The 13183-nt window shown below is 71.0% G+C and carries 15 protein-coding genes; 6 read left to right on the top strand and 9 right to left on the bottom strand.

Going from position 1 to position 13183, the window contains the following annotated elements:
• Positions 1-4: 4 nt before the first annotated feature.
• Entirely contained in the window at positions 5-1198 is a 1194-nt protein-coding gene (locus tag ENE75_RS11260; RefSeq protein ID WP_128198748.1) for an amino acid aminotransferase, read from the bottom strand.
• Positions 1198-1689 carry a glutathione peroxidase gene (locus tag ENE75_RS11255; protein WP_128198405.1) on the bottom strand — a complete coding sequence of 164 codons (492 nt, stop codon included), beginning with the start codon at positions 1687-1689 and terminating at the stop codon, positions 1198-1200. The genes ENE75_RS11260 and ENE75_RS11255 overlap by 1 nt, the downstream gene beginning before the upstream one ends.
• A gap of 108 nt (positions 1690-1797) precedes the next feature.
• Here ENE75_RS11255 and ENE75_RS11250 point away from each other — a divergent pair, with 108 nt between their 5' ends.
• A complete protein-coding gene (locus ENE75_RS11250) occupies positions 1798-3798 on the top strand; it encodes a PAS domain-containing hybrid sensor histidine kinase/response regulator family protein (RefSeq protein ID WP_158288919.1) in 2001 nt (666 codons plus the stop codon).
• A gap of 55 nt (positions 3799-3853) precedes the next feature.
• Here the strand turns inward: ENE75_RS11250 and ENE75_RS11245 are convergent, their stop codons facing one another.
• Positions 3854-4948, bottom strand: coding sequence for a saccharopine dehydrogenase family protein (locus ENE75_RS11245; protein ID WP_128198403.1), 1095 nt, complete (start codon positions 4946-4948; stop codon positions 3854-3856).
• Between the two features lie 112 nt (positions 4949-5060).
• Here ENE75_RS11245 and ENE75_RS11240 point away from each other — a divergent pair, with 112 nt between their 5' ends.
• Positions 5061-5498, top strand: a complete 438-nt coding sequence (locus ENE75_RS11240) for an Lrp/AsnC family transcriptional regulator (protein ID WP_128198402.1) — start codon at positions 5061-5063, stop codon at positions 5496-5498.
• A 130-nt stretch (positions 5499-5628) separates the two neighbouring features.
• On the opposite strand, the gene ENE75_RS25100 is transcribed toward ENE75_RS11240, so the two are convergent.
• From ENE75_RS25100 to rpe, 3 genes are all read right to left on the bottom strand, one after another.
• The gene (locus ENE75_RS25100) at positions 5629-6279 is read right to left on the bottom strand and encodes a hypothetical protein (RefSeq protein ID WP_199232283.1); all 651 of its coding nucleotides are present in this window, start codon (positions 6277-6279) and stop codon (positions 5629-5631) included.
• Positions 6280-6527: 248 nt separating this feature from the next.
• On the bottom strand, positions 6528-7109 hold the full coding sequence (locus ENE75_RS11225) for a restriction endonuclease (RefSeq protein ID WP_128198400.1): 582 nt from the start codon (positions 7107-7109) through the stop codon (positions 6528-6530).
• Between the two features lie 20 nt (positions 7110-7129).
• A complete protein-coding gene (gene rpe, locus ENE75_RS11220; RefSeq protein WP_128198399.1) occupies positions 7130-7792 on the bottom strand; it encodes a ribulose-phosphate 3-epimerase in 663 nt (220 codons plus the stop codon).
• A 25-nt stretch (positions 7793-7817) separates the two neighbouring features.
• Between rpe and apaG the strand changes: the two genes are divergently transcribed.
• Genes apaG through ENE75_RS11205 form a run of 3 tightly spaced genes read left to right on the top strand, consistent with a single transcriptional unit; the run spans position 7818 to position 10028 of the window.
• Positions 7818-8192 (top strand): Co2+/Mg2+ efflux facilitator ApaG/CorD, encoded by a 375-nt coding sequence (apaG, locus tag ENE75_RS11215; RefSeq protein ID WP_128198398.1) that lies wholly within the window; start codon positions 7818-7820, stop codon positions 8190-8192.
• A gap of 12 nt (positions 8193-8204) precedes the next feature.
• Positions 8205-9443 (top strand): cation:proton antiporter domain-containing protein, encoded by a 1239-nt coding sequence (locus ENE75_RS11210; protein ID WP_128198397.1) that lies wholly within the window; start codon positions 8205-8207, stop codon positions 9441-9443.
• 6 nt (positions 9444-9449) lie between these two features.
• Complete coding sequence (locus tag ENE75_RS11205) at positions 9450-10028, top strand: GNAT family N-acetyltransferase (protein WP_128198396.1); 579 nt, start codon at positions 9450-9452, stop codon at positions 10026-10028.
• On the opposite strand, the gene ENE75_RS25095 is transcribed toward ENE75_RS11205, so the two are convergent.
• A complete protein-coding gene (locus ENE75_RS25095; protein ID WP_199232282.1) occupies positions 10029-10214 on the bottom strand; it encodes a hypothetical protein in 186 nt (61 codons plus the stop codon).
• 120 nt (positions 10215-10334) lie between these two features.
• On the opposite strand from ENE75_RS25095, the gene mltA reads away from it, so the two are divergent.
• Positions 10335-11462, top strand: coding sequence for a murein transglycosylase A (gene mltA / locus ENE75_RS11200; protein ID WP_199232281.1), 1128 nt, complete (start codon positions 10335-10337; stop codon positions 11460-11462).
• A 25-nt stretch (positions 11463-11487) separates the two neighbouring features.
• Here mltA and ENE75_RS11195 read toward each other — a convergent pair whose 3' ends face one another.
• Positions 11488-12594 carry a diguanylate cyclase gene (locus ENE75_RS11195; protein WP_128198395.1) on the bottom strand — a complete coding sequence of 369 codons (1107 nt, stop codon included), beginning with the start codon at positions 12592-12594 and terminating at the stop codon, positions 11488-11490.
• 42 nt (positions 12595-12636) lie between these two features.
• Positions 12637-13146, bottom strand: a complete 510-nt coding sequence (locus tag ENE75_RS11190) for an Lrp/AsnC family transcriptional regulator (protein ID WP_128198394.1) — start codon at positions 13144-13146, stop codon at positions 12637-12639.
• Positions 13147-13183 lie beyond the last annotated feature (37 nt).

Below are 13183 nucleotides of genomic sequence, written 5' to 3'. Positions count from 1 at the left end.
AGGGTCAGGCCAGCACCGCGGCCATGGCCTCGGCCGTGCGCTCGACGTTGCCACTGTTCAGCCCCGCCACGCACATGCGGCCGCTGCGCACGAGGTAGACGCCGAACTCGTCGCGCAGGCGGTCCACCTGCGCCGGCGACAGGCCGGTGTAGCTGAACATGCCGCGCTGGGTCAGGAAGTAGCCGAAGTCGCGGCCGGGCAGGCGCTGCCCCAGCACGGCGTGCAGGCGCTGCCGCATGGCCAGGATGCGCTCGCGCATCGCCGCCACGTCCGCCTCCCAGGCCTGGCGCAGCGCCGGGTCGCCCAGCACGCGGCTGACGATGCCGGCGGCATGGATGGCGGGGCTGGAGTAGTTTCGGCGCACCGTGGCCTTCATCTGGCCGAGCACCAGGTCGGCCTCGGCGGCGCTGGCGCAGACCACGCTCAGCGCCCCGGCGCGCTCGCCGTACACGCTCATGCTCTTGGAGAACGAGTTGGCGACGAAGAAGCTCATCCCGGCGTCGGCGAACAGGCGGATCGCATGGGCGTCCTCGGTGATGCCGTCGCCGTAACCCTGGTAGGCGATGTCCAGGTAGGGCAGCAGTTCGCGCTCGCGCAGGATGGGCACCAGGGCCTGCCACTGGTCGCGGCTGAGGTCCACGCCGGTGGGGTTGTGGCAGCAGGCGTGCAGCAGCACCACGCTCTTCGCAGGCAGGCCGCGCAAGGCGTCGCACATGGCGTCGAAGCGCAGGCCGCCGGTGGCCGGGTCGTAGTACGGGTAGCTGTGCACCGCCACGCCGGCGCCCTCGAACATGGCGCGGTGGTTGTCCCAGCTCGGGTCGCTGACCCAGACGGCGCTGCCGGGCAGCCAGCGCTTGAGGAAATCCGCGCCGACCTTCAGCCCGCCGCTGGAGCCCACGGTCTGCAGTGTGGCGATGCGGCCTTCGCGCAGCGCAGCGCTGTCGGCACCGAACAGCAGCTTCTGCACCTCGGCACGCATCGCGGCCGAGCCCTCCATCGGCAGGTAGGGCTTGGGTGCATTGGCCACCAGCAGCTGCGCCTCGGCGTCACGCACGCAGTCCAGCACCGGGATGCGGCCGGCATCGTCGAAGTAGATGCCGATCGACAGGTTGACCTTGTGCGGCCGCGGGTCGGCCTGGAAGGCCTCGTTGAGGCTAAGGATGGGGTCGCCCGCGTAGGGCTCCAGGTGCGAGAACATCATGCCTTCAGGGCCTCCACGATGTCGGCTTCAAGTGATTCCGGCGTGTCGGTGGGTGCGTACCGCTTGCGCACCTGGCCGTCGCGGCCGACGAGGAACTTGGTGAAGTTCCACTTCACCGCCTTCGAACCCAGCAGCCCCGGCGCCTGCGCCTTGAGCCACTGCCACAGCGGGTGGGCCTCGGCGCCGTTGACCTCAACCTTGGCCATCATCGGGAAGCTCACACCGAAGTTGAGTTCGCAGAACGATGAGATCTCATCGTTCGAGCCCGGGTCCTGCGCGCCGAATTCGTTGCTCGGGAAGCCGACCACCACCAAACCCTGGTCGCGGTACTTGCGCCAGAGGGCCTCCAGGCCGCCAAATTGCGGTGTGAAGCCGCAGGCGCTGGCGGTGTTGACGATCAGCAGCACCTTGCCCCGCTGGGTGGACAGGTGCGCCGGTTGGCCGTCGATCGACAGCGCTTCGAAGTCGTAGATGCTGGAGGTGGTCACGTCGGCTCCTGAGGCGAGCCGGTGATGTTAGCCCCGCCATCGACAGCGGCGTAACATGAGTAGACACGCCGCTGCATGCCATCGACCGATCCGCCATCCTCCTCGCCGTTGCCCTCCCGAGAGGTGCTCGCGCGCTGGCGCCGCGCTGCGGAAAGCGCGCGCGATGGGCTGTGGGAAATCTGGCCTGCCGACGGGCAGGCCTGGTTCTCCGAGCGGTTCGGCACGCTGCTGGGCCACGGCCCCGGCGAAGGGCCGCCTGATTTTGCGGCGCTGAAGCAGCGCATCCACCCGGAAGACCTGCCGCTGTGGGATCACGCCTGGCAGGCGGCGGTGTCGATGGGCGCGCCCATGCTGCTGCAACTGCGCCTGCGCGACGCCGATGGCGGCTGGCGCTGGGTGCTCTGGCGTGGCCGCTGCTGGCTGGACGCGGACGGCCGCACCGAGGTGATCGCCGGCTCGCTGGGCGACGTGCACGACGAGAAGCTCTCGCGCCTGGCCATGGAGCGCCTGGTGGCCGAACGCACGGCCGGGCTGGCCCAGGCGCTCGACGCTGCCGAACGGGGCCAGGCTGCGGCGCGTCATGCCGAGCAGGCGCAGGCGCGCTTCCTGGCCCACATGAGCCACGAACTGCGCACGCCGCTGGCGGGGATGCTGGGTCTGGTGGACCTGGCCCGGCGCACCACCCAGGACGCGCCGCTGAAGCGCTACCTGGAAGTGGCCATGCAGTCCGGGCAGGCCCTGCAGCGCACCATCGACCAGGTCCTGGACCTCACGCGCCTGAACGATGGCGACTGGCCGCTGAAGGATGAAGCCTTCGACATCGCCGAGCAGTGCGCCGAGGCGCTGCGCGGCGTGATGCCGCTGGTGCGCGACAAGGGCCTGTCGGTGCGCTTCGACTGGGTCGGCGAGCCGACCTGGGTGATGGGTGACGTGCTGTCGCTGCGCCAGATCGTGGCCAACCTCGTGGGCAACGCGGCCAAGTTCACCGCGCAGGGTTTCATCGCCCTCAACGGTCGCCTGTCGGCCGTGCCCGCCGATCCGGCGCAGCTGCGCGTCGAGATCGACATCGTGGACACCGGGCCCGGCATCGCCACGGATCGCGTGGCCAGCATCTTCGACGACTTCGTGCAGGGCGACGCCAGCCTGTCACGGGCCCATGGCGGCACCGGTCTGGGCCTGACCATCGCGCGCATGCTGGCGCGCCGCCTCGGCGGTGACATCGCCGTGCGCACCGTGGCGGGCGAGGGCAGTGTCTTCACGCTGACGCTCACGCTGCCTGGCGCACCGGAGCCCGAACCACTGCCCGACCCGCCACCGGGCTACGCCTGGCTGCTGTACCGCCAGCCCGCCATCGGCGAATGGCTGCAGCGGCGGCTGGAGCGCCTGGGCTGGCGGTGCGACATCCTGGCCGGCATCCCGGCTGCCATGGCGCAGGCACAGCAGTTGCCCCCGGACCGCCGGCCTGCGCTGGTGGTTGCGGCCGAACACGTGCTTGGCGATGCGGCCGAACTCGATGCCCTGCGCCAGGCCTTGCCGGAGGCTCGTGTCTCGTTGCTGATCCGCCCCGACTGGGACCAGCCGGCGCTCGAGGCACGGGCCCAGGCGCTGGGCATGCGCCTGGACGTCATGCCGCTGACGCCGCGCGACTTGCGGCTGCTGACCCAGCCGCTTGCGACGGCCGCCGTGCCGGCGGCCGTCGCCGCCACGGCTCCGGCCATCGCCGACCGCCACGTGCTGGTGGTCGAGGACAACGCCATCAACCGCCTGATCGCCGAGGAGTTCCTGCGCACCCTGGGTGTGCCGGTGCGCTCGGTGGAGGATGGGGCACAGGCCCTGCAGGCCTGTGCCGACGATCCGCCGGCCCTGGTGCTGATGGACCTGCAGATGCCGGTGATGGACGGGTTGGCGGCGACCCGCGCGCTGTGCGAACGGCAGCGCAATGGTGCGCTGCCAGCGTTCCCCATCGTGGCGCTGACCGCTCACGCGCGCGCCGCCGATGCCGATGCCTGCCGCGACGCCGGCATGCAGGGCTACCTGACCAAGCCGCTGCTGCTGGACACCTTGCGTGCCGAACTGGCGCGCTGGTGGCCGGACATGGTGTCGTCCTGATCGGACCGGGGACGCCGACAGTGGCGCGAGCCGGCCCCGCCCAGGCCTGACCCCGTCAGGAAATGCTCTCCACCTGCCGGCTCTGCTGGTAGGCACGGCCGAAGCGGTTGGCCAGGAAATCGGGCAGGGCCACCTGCTCCTGGCGCACGAAGCCATGCTGCGGCAGCCGGCCCTCGCGGAACAGGTCCAGCGCCGTGCATAGGCCCGCCGCAGTGGTGATCTGTATCGCCGACAGCGGCGCAGCCTCGCTGCGATCCGCGAAGATCTTGCGGGCGAAGACCTCCTGCACCAGCGTGCCGCGCTTGAGGCCGCTGACGGTGACGAAGACCAGCACCACGTCCTGCATCGTGCTGGGCACGGCGCGGCGCAGGATGGTCTTGAGGTTCTCCACGTCGTGCTTGAGCTGCAGCTCCTCCAGCAGCACGCGCATCAGTTCGCGGTGGCCGGGGTAGCGCACGCTCTTGTAGTCCAGCGTGCGTACGCGGCCGGCCAGCGTCTCGCACAGCGTGCCCAGGCCGCCGCTGGTGTTGAAGGCCTCGTACTCGGTGCCGTCGAGGCTGAAGTGCTCCAGGCCCTCGAGCGGCAGCACCTCGATGCGCTGGCCGTCGCGGATGGCCTCGCAGGGGTGGCAGTACTCGTTGATCAGGCCGTCCACCGACCACGTCAGGTTGTACTTCAGCGCGTTGGTGGGGAAGGCCGGCAGTGCGCCGACGCGCATCTTGATGTCGTGGAGTTCGTCGAAACCTTGCGCCAGGTGGTGCGCCACGATGCCGATGAAACCCGGCGCCAGGCCGCACTGCGGCATGAAGGCGGTGCGCGCGCCCTCGGCCAGTTGCTGGATGGCGCGCGTGGCGGCCACGTCCTCGGTGAGGTCGAAGTAGTGGCAACCGGCCTCGCGCGCCTGCGTGGCCACGGTCACCGCCAGGTGGTAGGGCAGGGCGTTGAGCACGGCGTCCTGGCCGCGCAGCACCGTCGCGAGCGCACGCGCGTCGCCGGTGTCGGCCACGCGGGTGTCGATCCCGTCCTCGCCCAGCCGGGCCAGCGCGGCCGGGTCGCGGTCGACGACGGTGACGCGGTAGTCGCCGGTGGCGGCCAGCCAGCGGGCCACGGTCTGGCCGATGTGGCCGGCGCCGAGCAGGGTGATGCGCATGCGGTTCTCCTTCGATGGAGCCGCCACTCTAGGCAGAGGTGCAGACGAATGAAACAATCAAACCGTCGAAGTGCTGCGTGTTATGGTCATTTCGACGATCATTGCCGTCTAAATGTCCGAACTCGACGATCTCGACCGGAGACTGCTGGCCTTGCTGCAGGCCAATGCCCGCGAAAGCACCGCGCAGCTGTCGCGGCGGCTGGGCGTGGCGCGCACCACCGTGCTGGCCCGGCTGGCGCGCCTGGAGCGCCAGGGCACGATCACCGGCTACACGGTGCGGCTGGCGCTGGACGTGGACGCGCGGGCCGTGGAGGCGGTCGTCGGCATCGTCACCGACCCCAAGCAGGGGCGCAGCGTGGTGCGCGAACTGGCCGCACTGCCGGAACTGCGCCAGCTCAGCTCCGTCAGCGGGGAGTTCGACTACGTGGCGCTGCTGCGGGCCGAGACGCCGGCGCGGCTGGACGACCTGCTGGACCGCATCGGCGAGATCGCCGGCGTGGCGCGCACGACGACCTCGGTCGTGCTCGCCCGCCGGATCGACCGCACTTGAATCAGCGCGTGCGTGCCACGTAGACCCCGGCCCAGGCGTCGCCGGTCACCGCGCCCAGCATGCCCGCGTTGATCGCGAGCCAGCCGCTGGCGCCGCGGCACCCGCCGGGGCGCCAGCGAGCATTGGGGGGTCAGGGCGTGCGCAGCTGCTCGCGCGTCTGCTGCTGAACCTGATCCTGCGTGCGCAGCTGTTCCTGGGTGCGCAGCTGTTCCTGCTCGAGGGCGCGCAACTGCTCGTTGACCTGCAGCTGGGCGCGTTCCTGTGCCTGCAGCTGCTGCAGGGTCTGGGTCTGCGTGCGCTCCTGCAACTGCAGCTGGTCGCGCAGGGTTTGCCGTGCACGCTCCAGTGTCTTCCGCTGGGTGCGCGTCTGGGTGAGCAACTGCTGCTGCGTCTGCAGTTGCGTGCGTGTCTGCACAAGCGCCTGCTCCTGGGTGCGCAACTGGGTCCGCGTCTGTGTCAGTGCCTGATCCTGCGCCTTGATCTGCGCCGTGGTCTGCACCATCGCCTGTTCCTGGGCCTTAGTCTGGGCCTGGACCTGTTGCTGCGTGACATGCTGCGCCGCTGTGCCCTGTGCCGTGCCGGGCGCGCCGGCACCGGTGCCGCCACTGCCGCTACCAGACCCACCACCGCCAGCTCCGCCACCACCGCCGCCGCCACCACCGCCGCCACCGCCACCGCCACCGCCACCGCCACCGCCTTGGGCAGCCGCATTGCCGCCCAGGGCCAGCACCATCGCGAGTGGAACGAACAGCGCTGCCAGGCGCCCATGTCGTTGTTTCATTGCATGCTCCTCATGTCGGGGACAGGCCGGCAGGCCCACCGCCGGGTCTGCGTCTGATACCTGTTTGGGTATAAGTGTGGAGCCCGGTCCGGACGGTTCCATGCGTCGGATCAATCGCGGCGGCAGGCAGCGTTGAGGGTCGTCAACACGCGGTACGGAACCAATGCGGGCCACCGGACTCTCCGGTGACGGATCTCGACCCCTGTGTGTGCGCCAGGCGCGACGCTGCGCGGCCTGTGGCGCGTCGCTCAGCGCGTGGGCAGCGGCCCGTGCAAGGCGCGCGCGATCTCCGGCGCCTGCCAGACCTCGATGCCCTTGTCGCTGGCAAAGGCGCGTGCCGCGTCGCTCAGCGGGCCGAGGCCGATCACGCGCGCCTGGGCCACGTCGTCGGCCTCGCGGGTGGCCTGCAGCGCACGCAGCGTGTCCAGGCCGGTCTGCGCCGACTTCCAGCGCCGGGCCGCCACGCGCGTGCGCTGGCCGCCGAGCTCGATGTCGAAGTCCCAGGCCCGACCGTCGCCGCGGATCACCGTGTGCCCTTCGCGGCGAAAGGCCTGTTCCAGCAGGTCGGCGAACGCCGGCCAGGCCATGCGGGCCACGGTCTCGCGGATGCGCTCGATCTCCGCGGCACCAGGCAACTGCCGCTGGCGCCATGCGGCCATGGCACCGATGACGGCAAACGGCAGCCCGGCACTGGCGCCGAGTGCGCGGTAGCCGTCCGGCAGCAGTGCCGCGGCCGCGGTGCCGAGGCCCACGGCGATGGCAAAGCTGATCCACGCCGGCGAGCGCAGCAGGATCGCGAAGAGCGAGTTCTTCGCCGGCCGCAGGTTCATCGCGCTGGCCTACGACCCGCTCAGCGCGCCAGTTCCGCGCGCATCGCGTCGATCACGGCCCGGTAGCTCGGCTGGCCGAAGATGGCGCTGCCGGCGACGAAGGTGTCGGCCCCTGCGTCGGCCACGCGGCGGATGTTGTCCACCTTGATGCCGCCGTCCACCTCCAGGCGGATATCGCGGCCGCTCTGTTCGATCAGCCTGCGGGCCTGCTCGCACTTGCGCAGCGTGTGCGCGATAAAGCTCTGGCCGCCGAAGCCCGGGTTCACGCTCATCAGCAGCACGACGTCGATCTTGTCGAGCGTCCACTCCAGCACGCTCAGCGGCGTGGCCGGGTTGAACACCAGACCGCACTGCTTGCCCTCGGCCTTGATCAGCTGCAGCGTGCGGTCCACGTGCGCCGAGGCCTCGGGGTGGAAGGTGACGATGTCGGCGCCTGCCTTGCAGAAGGCCTGGGCCAGCGCGTCCACCGGCTGCACCATCAGGTGCACGTCGATCGGGGCCGTGGTGTGCTGGCGCAGAGCCTGGCAGACCATCGGCCCGAAGGTCAGGTTGGGCACGTAATGGTTGTCCATCACGTCGAAGTGGATCCAGTCGGCGCCGGCCTCCACCACGTCACGCACCTCCTCACCCAGGCGCGCGAAATCGGCCGACAGGAGGGAAGGGGCGATCCGGTACGTCGTCATGGCCCGGATTCTAGAATCCGCGCCGATGAGCCGACCTGAATTCAGCTGCGACGTCCGCGTGCAGTACCTGCCCGAGCAGAGCAGCCTGCCGGACGGCCCCTTCGCCTTCGCGTACACGATCACCATCCGCAACACCGGTGACGTCACGGCGCAGCTGGTGGCGCGCCACTGGATCGTCACCGACGCCACCGGCCATCGTGAGGACGTGCGCGGTCTGGCGGTCGTGGGCCACCAGCCGGTGCTGGCACCGGGCGAGCACTTCGAATACACCAGCTGGACGCGCATCGCCACGCCGCGCGGCACGATGCGAGGCACCTTCTTCTGCATGACCGAGCACGCGCAGGCCTTCGAGACGCCTGTGCCGGAGTTCGTTCTCTCGCGCGCCGAGGCGCTGCACTGAGACCGCGCCGCCATGGGCACCGAAACCCTGATGATCGGCCTGAGCGTGGCCGTGCTGGTCTCGTACTGGTTCTCCCACCTCGGGCGCGTGCTGCGCTTCCCGTCGGTGGTGTTCCTGCTGATCGCCGGCCTGGTGCTGCGCGAGGTGTCCGACGCGCGCGACGCCACCGTGCTGCTGCCGCCAGGGCTGCTGCCGGTGCTGGGCACCATCGGCCTGATCCTGATCGTGCTCGAGGGCGGTCTGGACCTGAACCTCAAGCCCGGTCGCCGCAAGTTCCTGCTCGCCACCTTCGGCGCGGCGACCATGGGCGTGCTGCTGACCACCGCCGTGCTGGCCGCCGCCTTCCACTATGGCCTGAAGCTCGACTGGCCGCTGGCCACGCTGATGGCCGTGCCCTTCGGCGTCATCAGCAGCGCGGTGGCCATCCCGAGTTCGGAGGTGCTGGTCGACGAGGACCGCGAGTACGTCATCTACGAAAGCTCCTGGTCCGACATCATCGGCGTGATGCTCTTTAACGCGGTGCTGCTGGCGGTGGCCACCGGCGGCCGCGGTGCGACGATCAACTTCTTCGCCGGCGGTCTCACCGTGCTGGTGATGGGCGCCCTGATCGGACTGGCCGTGTTCTGGCTCGTCGGCCATCTCGAGGGCCACGTCAAGTTCCTGCCGCTGATCTTCGCGCTGATCCTCGTCTACGCGGGGGCCAAGGCGCTGCACCTGTCGCCGCTGCTGATCGTGCTGATCCTGGGGCTGATGCTGAACAACCCGCACCTGTTCCTGCGCTTCAAGGTCTTCGAGCGGCTGCACAGCCCGGACTACCGGTCGGAGCTCGACAAGCTCAAGCACCTGACGGCCGAGGCCACGTTCTTCGTGCGCACCTTCTTCTTCCTGCTGCTGGGCTACAGCACCGACATGAGCACGCTGGCCGACGGCCGCACGTGGCTGGTGGCCAGCGTCATCGTCGCGGCGATCTTCCTGCTGCGCTGGCCGGTGATGAAGCTGCTGAGCCTGGGCCGCGGCGTGCGCCCGCTGCTGTGGGCGGCGCCGCGGGGCCTGATCACGGTGCTGCTGTTCTACAGCCTGCCGGCCGGCATGGTCCCGGAGGCCTTTCCGCCCGGCGCGCTGATCCTGGTCGTGCTGCTGAGCTGCGTCATCATGGCCTTCGGCTTCCGCGCCGATGCCGGCCGCAAGACGGCGCCCGTGGACGACGAGATCGTGCGCCGCGTCGACGCCCGTGCGGCCCCGCCGCACTGACCGGCCGTGCCGCCCCGACCCGGTCCGCTGGACCTGAGCGCCGCCCCGCGCCGCATCGAGACGGCGCGCGCCGTGCTGGAGGTGCCCCATGCCGCCCATGCGGAGGCCTTCGCGGCGGGGGTCCTGGCGTCGATGCCGGCGCTGCTGTACGTGGACTGGCACCCCCAGCGCGACGGCTGGGCCGCGCGCTTCTGCGCCGCCGATGCGCGCTGCTTCGACGAGGGCAGCGACCTCGCCTGGCATGTGTTCGCCCGCGACGACGGCGGCTGGGTTGGCCGCATCGACGTGCACACCATCGACCGAGACGCCTGCCGTGGCGAGATCGGCTACGTGGGCCATGCCGCGCGCAGCGGCCAGGGCCTGATGCGCGAGGCGGTGCTGGCGGTGCTGCAGGCGGGCTGGGCGCTGGGCTTCCAGCGCATCGAGGCCATGAGCGACGCGCGCAACACGCGGGCGCTGCGCTTCGCCGAACAGGTGGGGTTGCAGCGAGAAGGGCTGTTGCGCCGGCATGAGCGCGACCCGCAGGGCCGCTGGTGCGACATCGTGATCCTGGCCGCGCTGAACCCGCAGCCGCCGATGGACTGATCAGCGCCTGCGGTCGCTGGCGCCGGAGTCGCCCTGGCCACCGTCGGCGTTCGGCTGGGCGTCGTCGCGGGGGGGCTCATCGGCCGGCGCGCGCTCGCCGCGACGGCGGCCGGAGAACATGGTCCACCACACCGCCAGCACCAGGATCGCCAGCGCCGCCAGCGCCTCCAGCACAATCAGCCACATGGGTTTCCGTCCACTCGTGTCATCACCCGACCACCGCCTCCATCGCCGTTCCGGCGCCCGCCAGCCGTGCTGAAACGCGGCGCGATTCTAGGGGCCGTGCTCGTCGCGGCCGCCAGCCTCATGTCCTGTGCCGTCGCGCCACTGCCCGAGCCAGCCGCCGCTCCGGCGCCGCCGCCGGCTCCGGCTCCGGCGCCGGTGCCGCCACCACCTGCGGCGCCGCTGGATGCCCCGCTTCAGCGCGGCATCGCCCGCTGGTGGCCGGCCGACTGGGCCGAGCTGCCGGGTTTCGAGGCCGATGCCCTCCTGCAGGCGGCGCCGGCATTGGCCGCCGGCTGCCAGCGGCCGTTGCGCGCCTGGGCCGAGGTCTGCGCCCGGCTGGCGGCCACGCCACCGGCCGATGACCTGGCCGCACGCGACTTCCTGCGTGCGCACCTGCAGCCCTTTCGCGTCACCAGTGCCGAAGGCATGGCCGATGGCCTGATCACCGGCTACTACGAACCGCAGCTGACCGCCCGCCGCCAGCGCGACGCGCGCCACCGCGTGCCGCTGTACGCATTGCCCGAGGTGCTGCGCGACCGCCGCGAGCCCTGGCTCACCCGGCGCGAGATGGAAACGCAGCGTGGCGCCCAGCGGCTGCTGGCCGAGCACGCCATCGCATGGCTGGCCGACCCGCTGGACGCGCTGGTGCTGCAGATCCAGGGCTCCGGGCGGCTGCAGATCACCGAGGCCGACGGTCGTGTGTCGATGGTGCGGCTGGGCTATGCCGGCCACAACGGCCACCCGTACCGTTCGGTGGGCCGGTGGCTGATCGAGCAAGGTGAACTGCCTGCCGACGGCGTCTCCTGGCCGGCCATCAAGGCCTGGGCGCGTGCCAACCCGTCGCGCATCGACGAGATGCTGTGGGTCAACCCGCGCATGGTCTTCTTCCGCGAGGAGCCGCTGCCCGATCCCGCAGTGGGCCCGCGCGGCGCGATGGGCGTGCCGCTGACCCCGGGCCGCTCGATCGCCGTCGACCCGCGCAGCGTGCCCTACGGCAGCTGGGTCTGGATCGACACCACCGAGCCGCTGTCGTCCACGCCGCTGCGGCGGCTGGTCACGGCCCAGGACACCGGGAGCGCGATCACCGGCGCCGTGCGTGCGGACTACTTCTGGGGCTGGGGCGACGAGGCGGAGCAGCAGGCGGGCCGCATGAAGCAGCCGTTGCGGCTGTGGGTGCTGTGGCCGCGTGGGGTGACGCCACCGCCCTGATCGGCCGACAGCGGGTGCCACCCGGTCATGGCGCCAGCACCACCCGGTTGCGCCCCTGCTGCTTGGCCTCCAGCAGCGCGGCATCGGCGCGGGCCAGCGTGTCCTCCACCGACTCGCCAGGGCGGTGCTCGGCCAGCCCGGCCGACACGCTGATCCGCAGTTCCCCTTCCGGCACCAGCACGCACAGCTGGGCCACGCGCTCGCGCAGGCGCTCCAGGCCGCCGCGCGCCAGCGGCGCGTGCGTGTCGGACATCATCAGCACGAACTCCTCGCCGCCCCAGCGCGCCAGGGTGTCCGACAGGCGCACCGTGGTCTGCATCTCCTGCGCCACCGAACGCAGCACTTCGTCGCCCGTCGCATGGCCGTGGTTGTCGTTGACGGCCTTGAAGTGGTCCACGTCCAGCACCGCCAGGCAGAAGCTCTGGCCGGAGCGGGCGCAGCGCCGGTGCGCCTGCTCGATCAGCGTCTGCATGTGCCGGCGGTTGACCAGGCCGGTGAGTTCGTCGCGCGTGGCCAGTTCCTGGATACGCGCCAGCGCGTGCGACAGGTCGTGCTTCTGCTGGCGCAGCCGCTGGCGAAGCGCGCTGAAGCGCGCCGCCAGCAGCGCCATCGCCGGCATCATGGTGGCGATCATCAGGAAGTGGCCCAGCTCGACGCGGGGCGGGTACACCGCCGGCTTCAGGTGCGCCATGGTGGCCATCACCACCCCGAACAGGCCCACGGCGAACAGGCCCACGGCGCTGAACTCCCTCGGCCGCAGCTGGAACAGGCCGAAGGCCACGACCACCATCACGATCGGGAACACGCCGCCGCGGCCTTCGCCAACGAGTGCATAGGCGGCGGCCCCGCTGCTGATGGCGTACATCATCTGCGCCAGCGTCAGCGACGGATCGTCGAGCCGGCGCGACCAGCCGCTGCGGATGAGGATGAAGAACACCACCATGCCGCCCAGCGAGGCCGCGGTCCACAGGTGCACCGGCCCTGCCGGCGCCGCACCCACGGCCACGAAGTACTGCATCGCCACCACGCCGGCGGCCATCAGCAGCATCGCCAGGCCGGCCTGCGACAGGCGCATGCGTTGCACCGGGTCGGTGGTCAGCACGGCATCGGCGATCCGGCGGTGCAGGGGCATCGTGGGCGCGAGCGTACTCCGGGAAGCTTGCAGTGCGCGCGGTCAGCGCGAAGCCGGCACCAGGTGCCCCAGCGGCAGTGCGCCGCCGGCCTTCACCTCGCCCAGCGAGAAGCTGGTGTGGATGTCCTTCACGTTGGGCAGGTTCAGCAGCGTGTCCACCGAAAAGCGGGAGTAGGCGTCCAGGTCGGTGGCCATCACCTCCAGTTCGAAGGTGCCGGCGCCGCTGATGTAGTGGCAGGCGATGACCTCGGGCAGGGCGCGGATGCTGCCCTCGAGCTCGCGCATCGCGTCGCCGCCGCTGCGCTCGGCGTCCAGGCGCACGAAGGCCAGCACGCCCAGGCCGATGCGCCGGCGGTCGATCTCGGCCCGGTAGCCGGTGATCACGCCCTGCGCTTCGAGCCAGCGCACGCGGCGCCAGGTGGGCGCAGCCGACAGGCCGATGCGCTGCGCCAGCTCGGTGTTCGACAGGCGTGCATCCTGCTGGAGCTCGCGCAGGATGGCGATGTCGTAACGGTCGAGCCCCGTGGTGGGGTGGTCCGGCGCGTCGTCCATGTCCTGGGTTTTCCCTGATGACGTTGTCTTGGGCATG

Origin of the sequence: Rubrivivax albus (assembly GCF_004016515.1) — a bacterium.
GTDB lineage: Bacteria > Pseudomonadota > Gammaproteobacteria > Burkholderiales > Burkholderiaceae_C > Rubrivivax > Rubrivivax albus.
This window is presented reverse-complemented; position numbering and strand designations above follow the sequence as displayed.

Excerpts from the sequence above, each read along its gene's own strand:
- ENE75_RS11260 (WP_128198748.1), bottom strand. The coding sequence starts at position 1,198 with ATGTTCTCGCACCTGGAGCCCTACGCGGGCGACCCCATCCTTAGCCTC.
- ENE75_RS11245 (WP_128198403.1), bottom strand. The coding sequence starts at position 4,948 with ATGCGCATCACCCTGCTCGGCGCCGGCCACATCGGCCAGACCGTGGCC.
- ENE75_RS11240 (WP_128198402.1), top strand. The coding sequence starts at position 5,061 with ATGTCCGAACTCGACGATCTCGACCGGAGACTGCTGGCCTTGCTGCAG.
- ENE75_RS25100 (WP_199232283.1), bottom strand. The coding sequence starts at position 6,279 with ATGAAACAACGACATGGGCGCCTGGCAGCGCTGTTCGTTCCACTCGCG.
- ENE75_RS11225 (WP_128198400.1), bottom strand. The coding sequence starts at position 7,109 with ATGAACCTGCGGCCGGCGAAGAACTCGCTCTTCGCGATCCTGCTGCGC.
- rpe (WP_128198399.1), bottom strand. The coding sequence starts at position 7,792 with ATGACGACGTACCGGATCGCCCCTTCCCTCCTGTCGGCCGATTTCGCG.
- apaG (WP_128198398.1), top strand. The coding sequence starts at position 7,818 with ATGAGCCGACCTGAATTCAGCTGCGACGTCCGCGTGCAGTACCTGCCC.
- ENE75_RS11210 (WP_128198397.1), top strand. The coding sequence starts at position 8,205 with ATGGGCACCGAAACCCTGATGATCGGCCTGAGCGTGGCCGTGCTGGTC.
- ENE75_RS25095 (WP_199232282.1), bottom strand. The coding sequence starts at position 10,214 with ATGTGGCTGATTGTGCTGGAGGCGCTGGCGGCGCTGGCGATCCTGGTG.
- mltA (WP_199232281.1), top strand. The coding sequence starts at position 10,335 with ATGTCCTGTGCCGTCGCGCCACTGCCCGAGCCAGCCGCCGCTCCGGCG.
- ENE75_RS11195 (WP_128198395.1), bottom strand. The coding sequence starts at position 12,594 with ATGCCCCTGCACCGCCGGATCGCCGATGCCGTGCTGACCACCGACCCG.
- ENE75_RS11190 (WP_128198394.1), bottom strand. The coding sequence starts at position 13,146 with ATGGACGACGCGCCGGACCACCCCACCACGGGGCTCGACCGTTACGAC.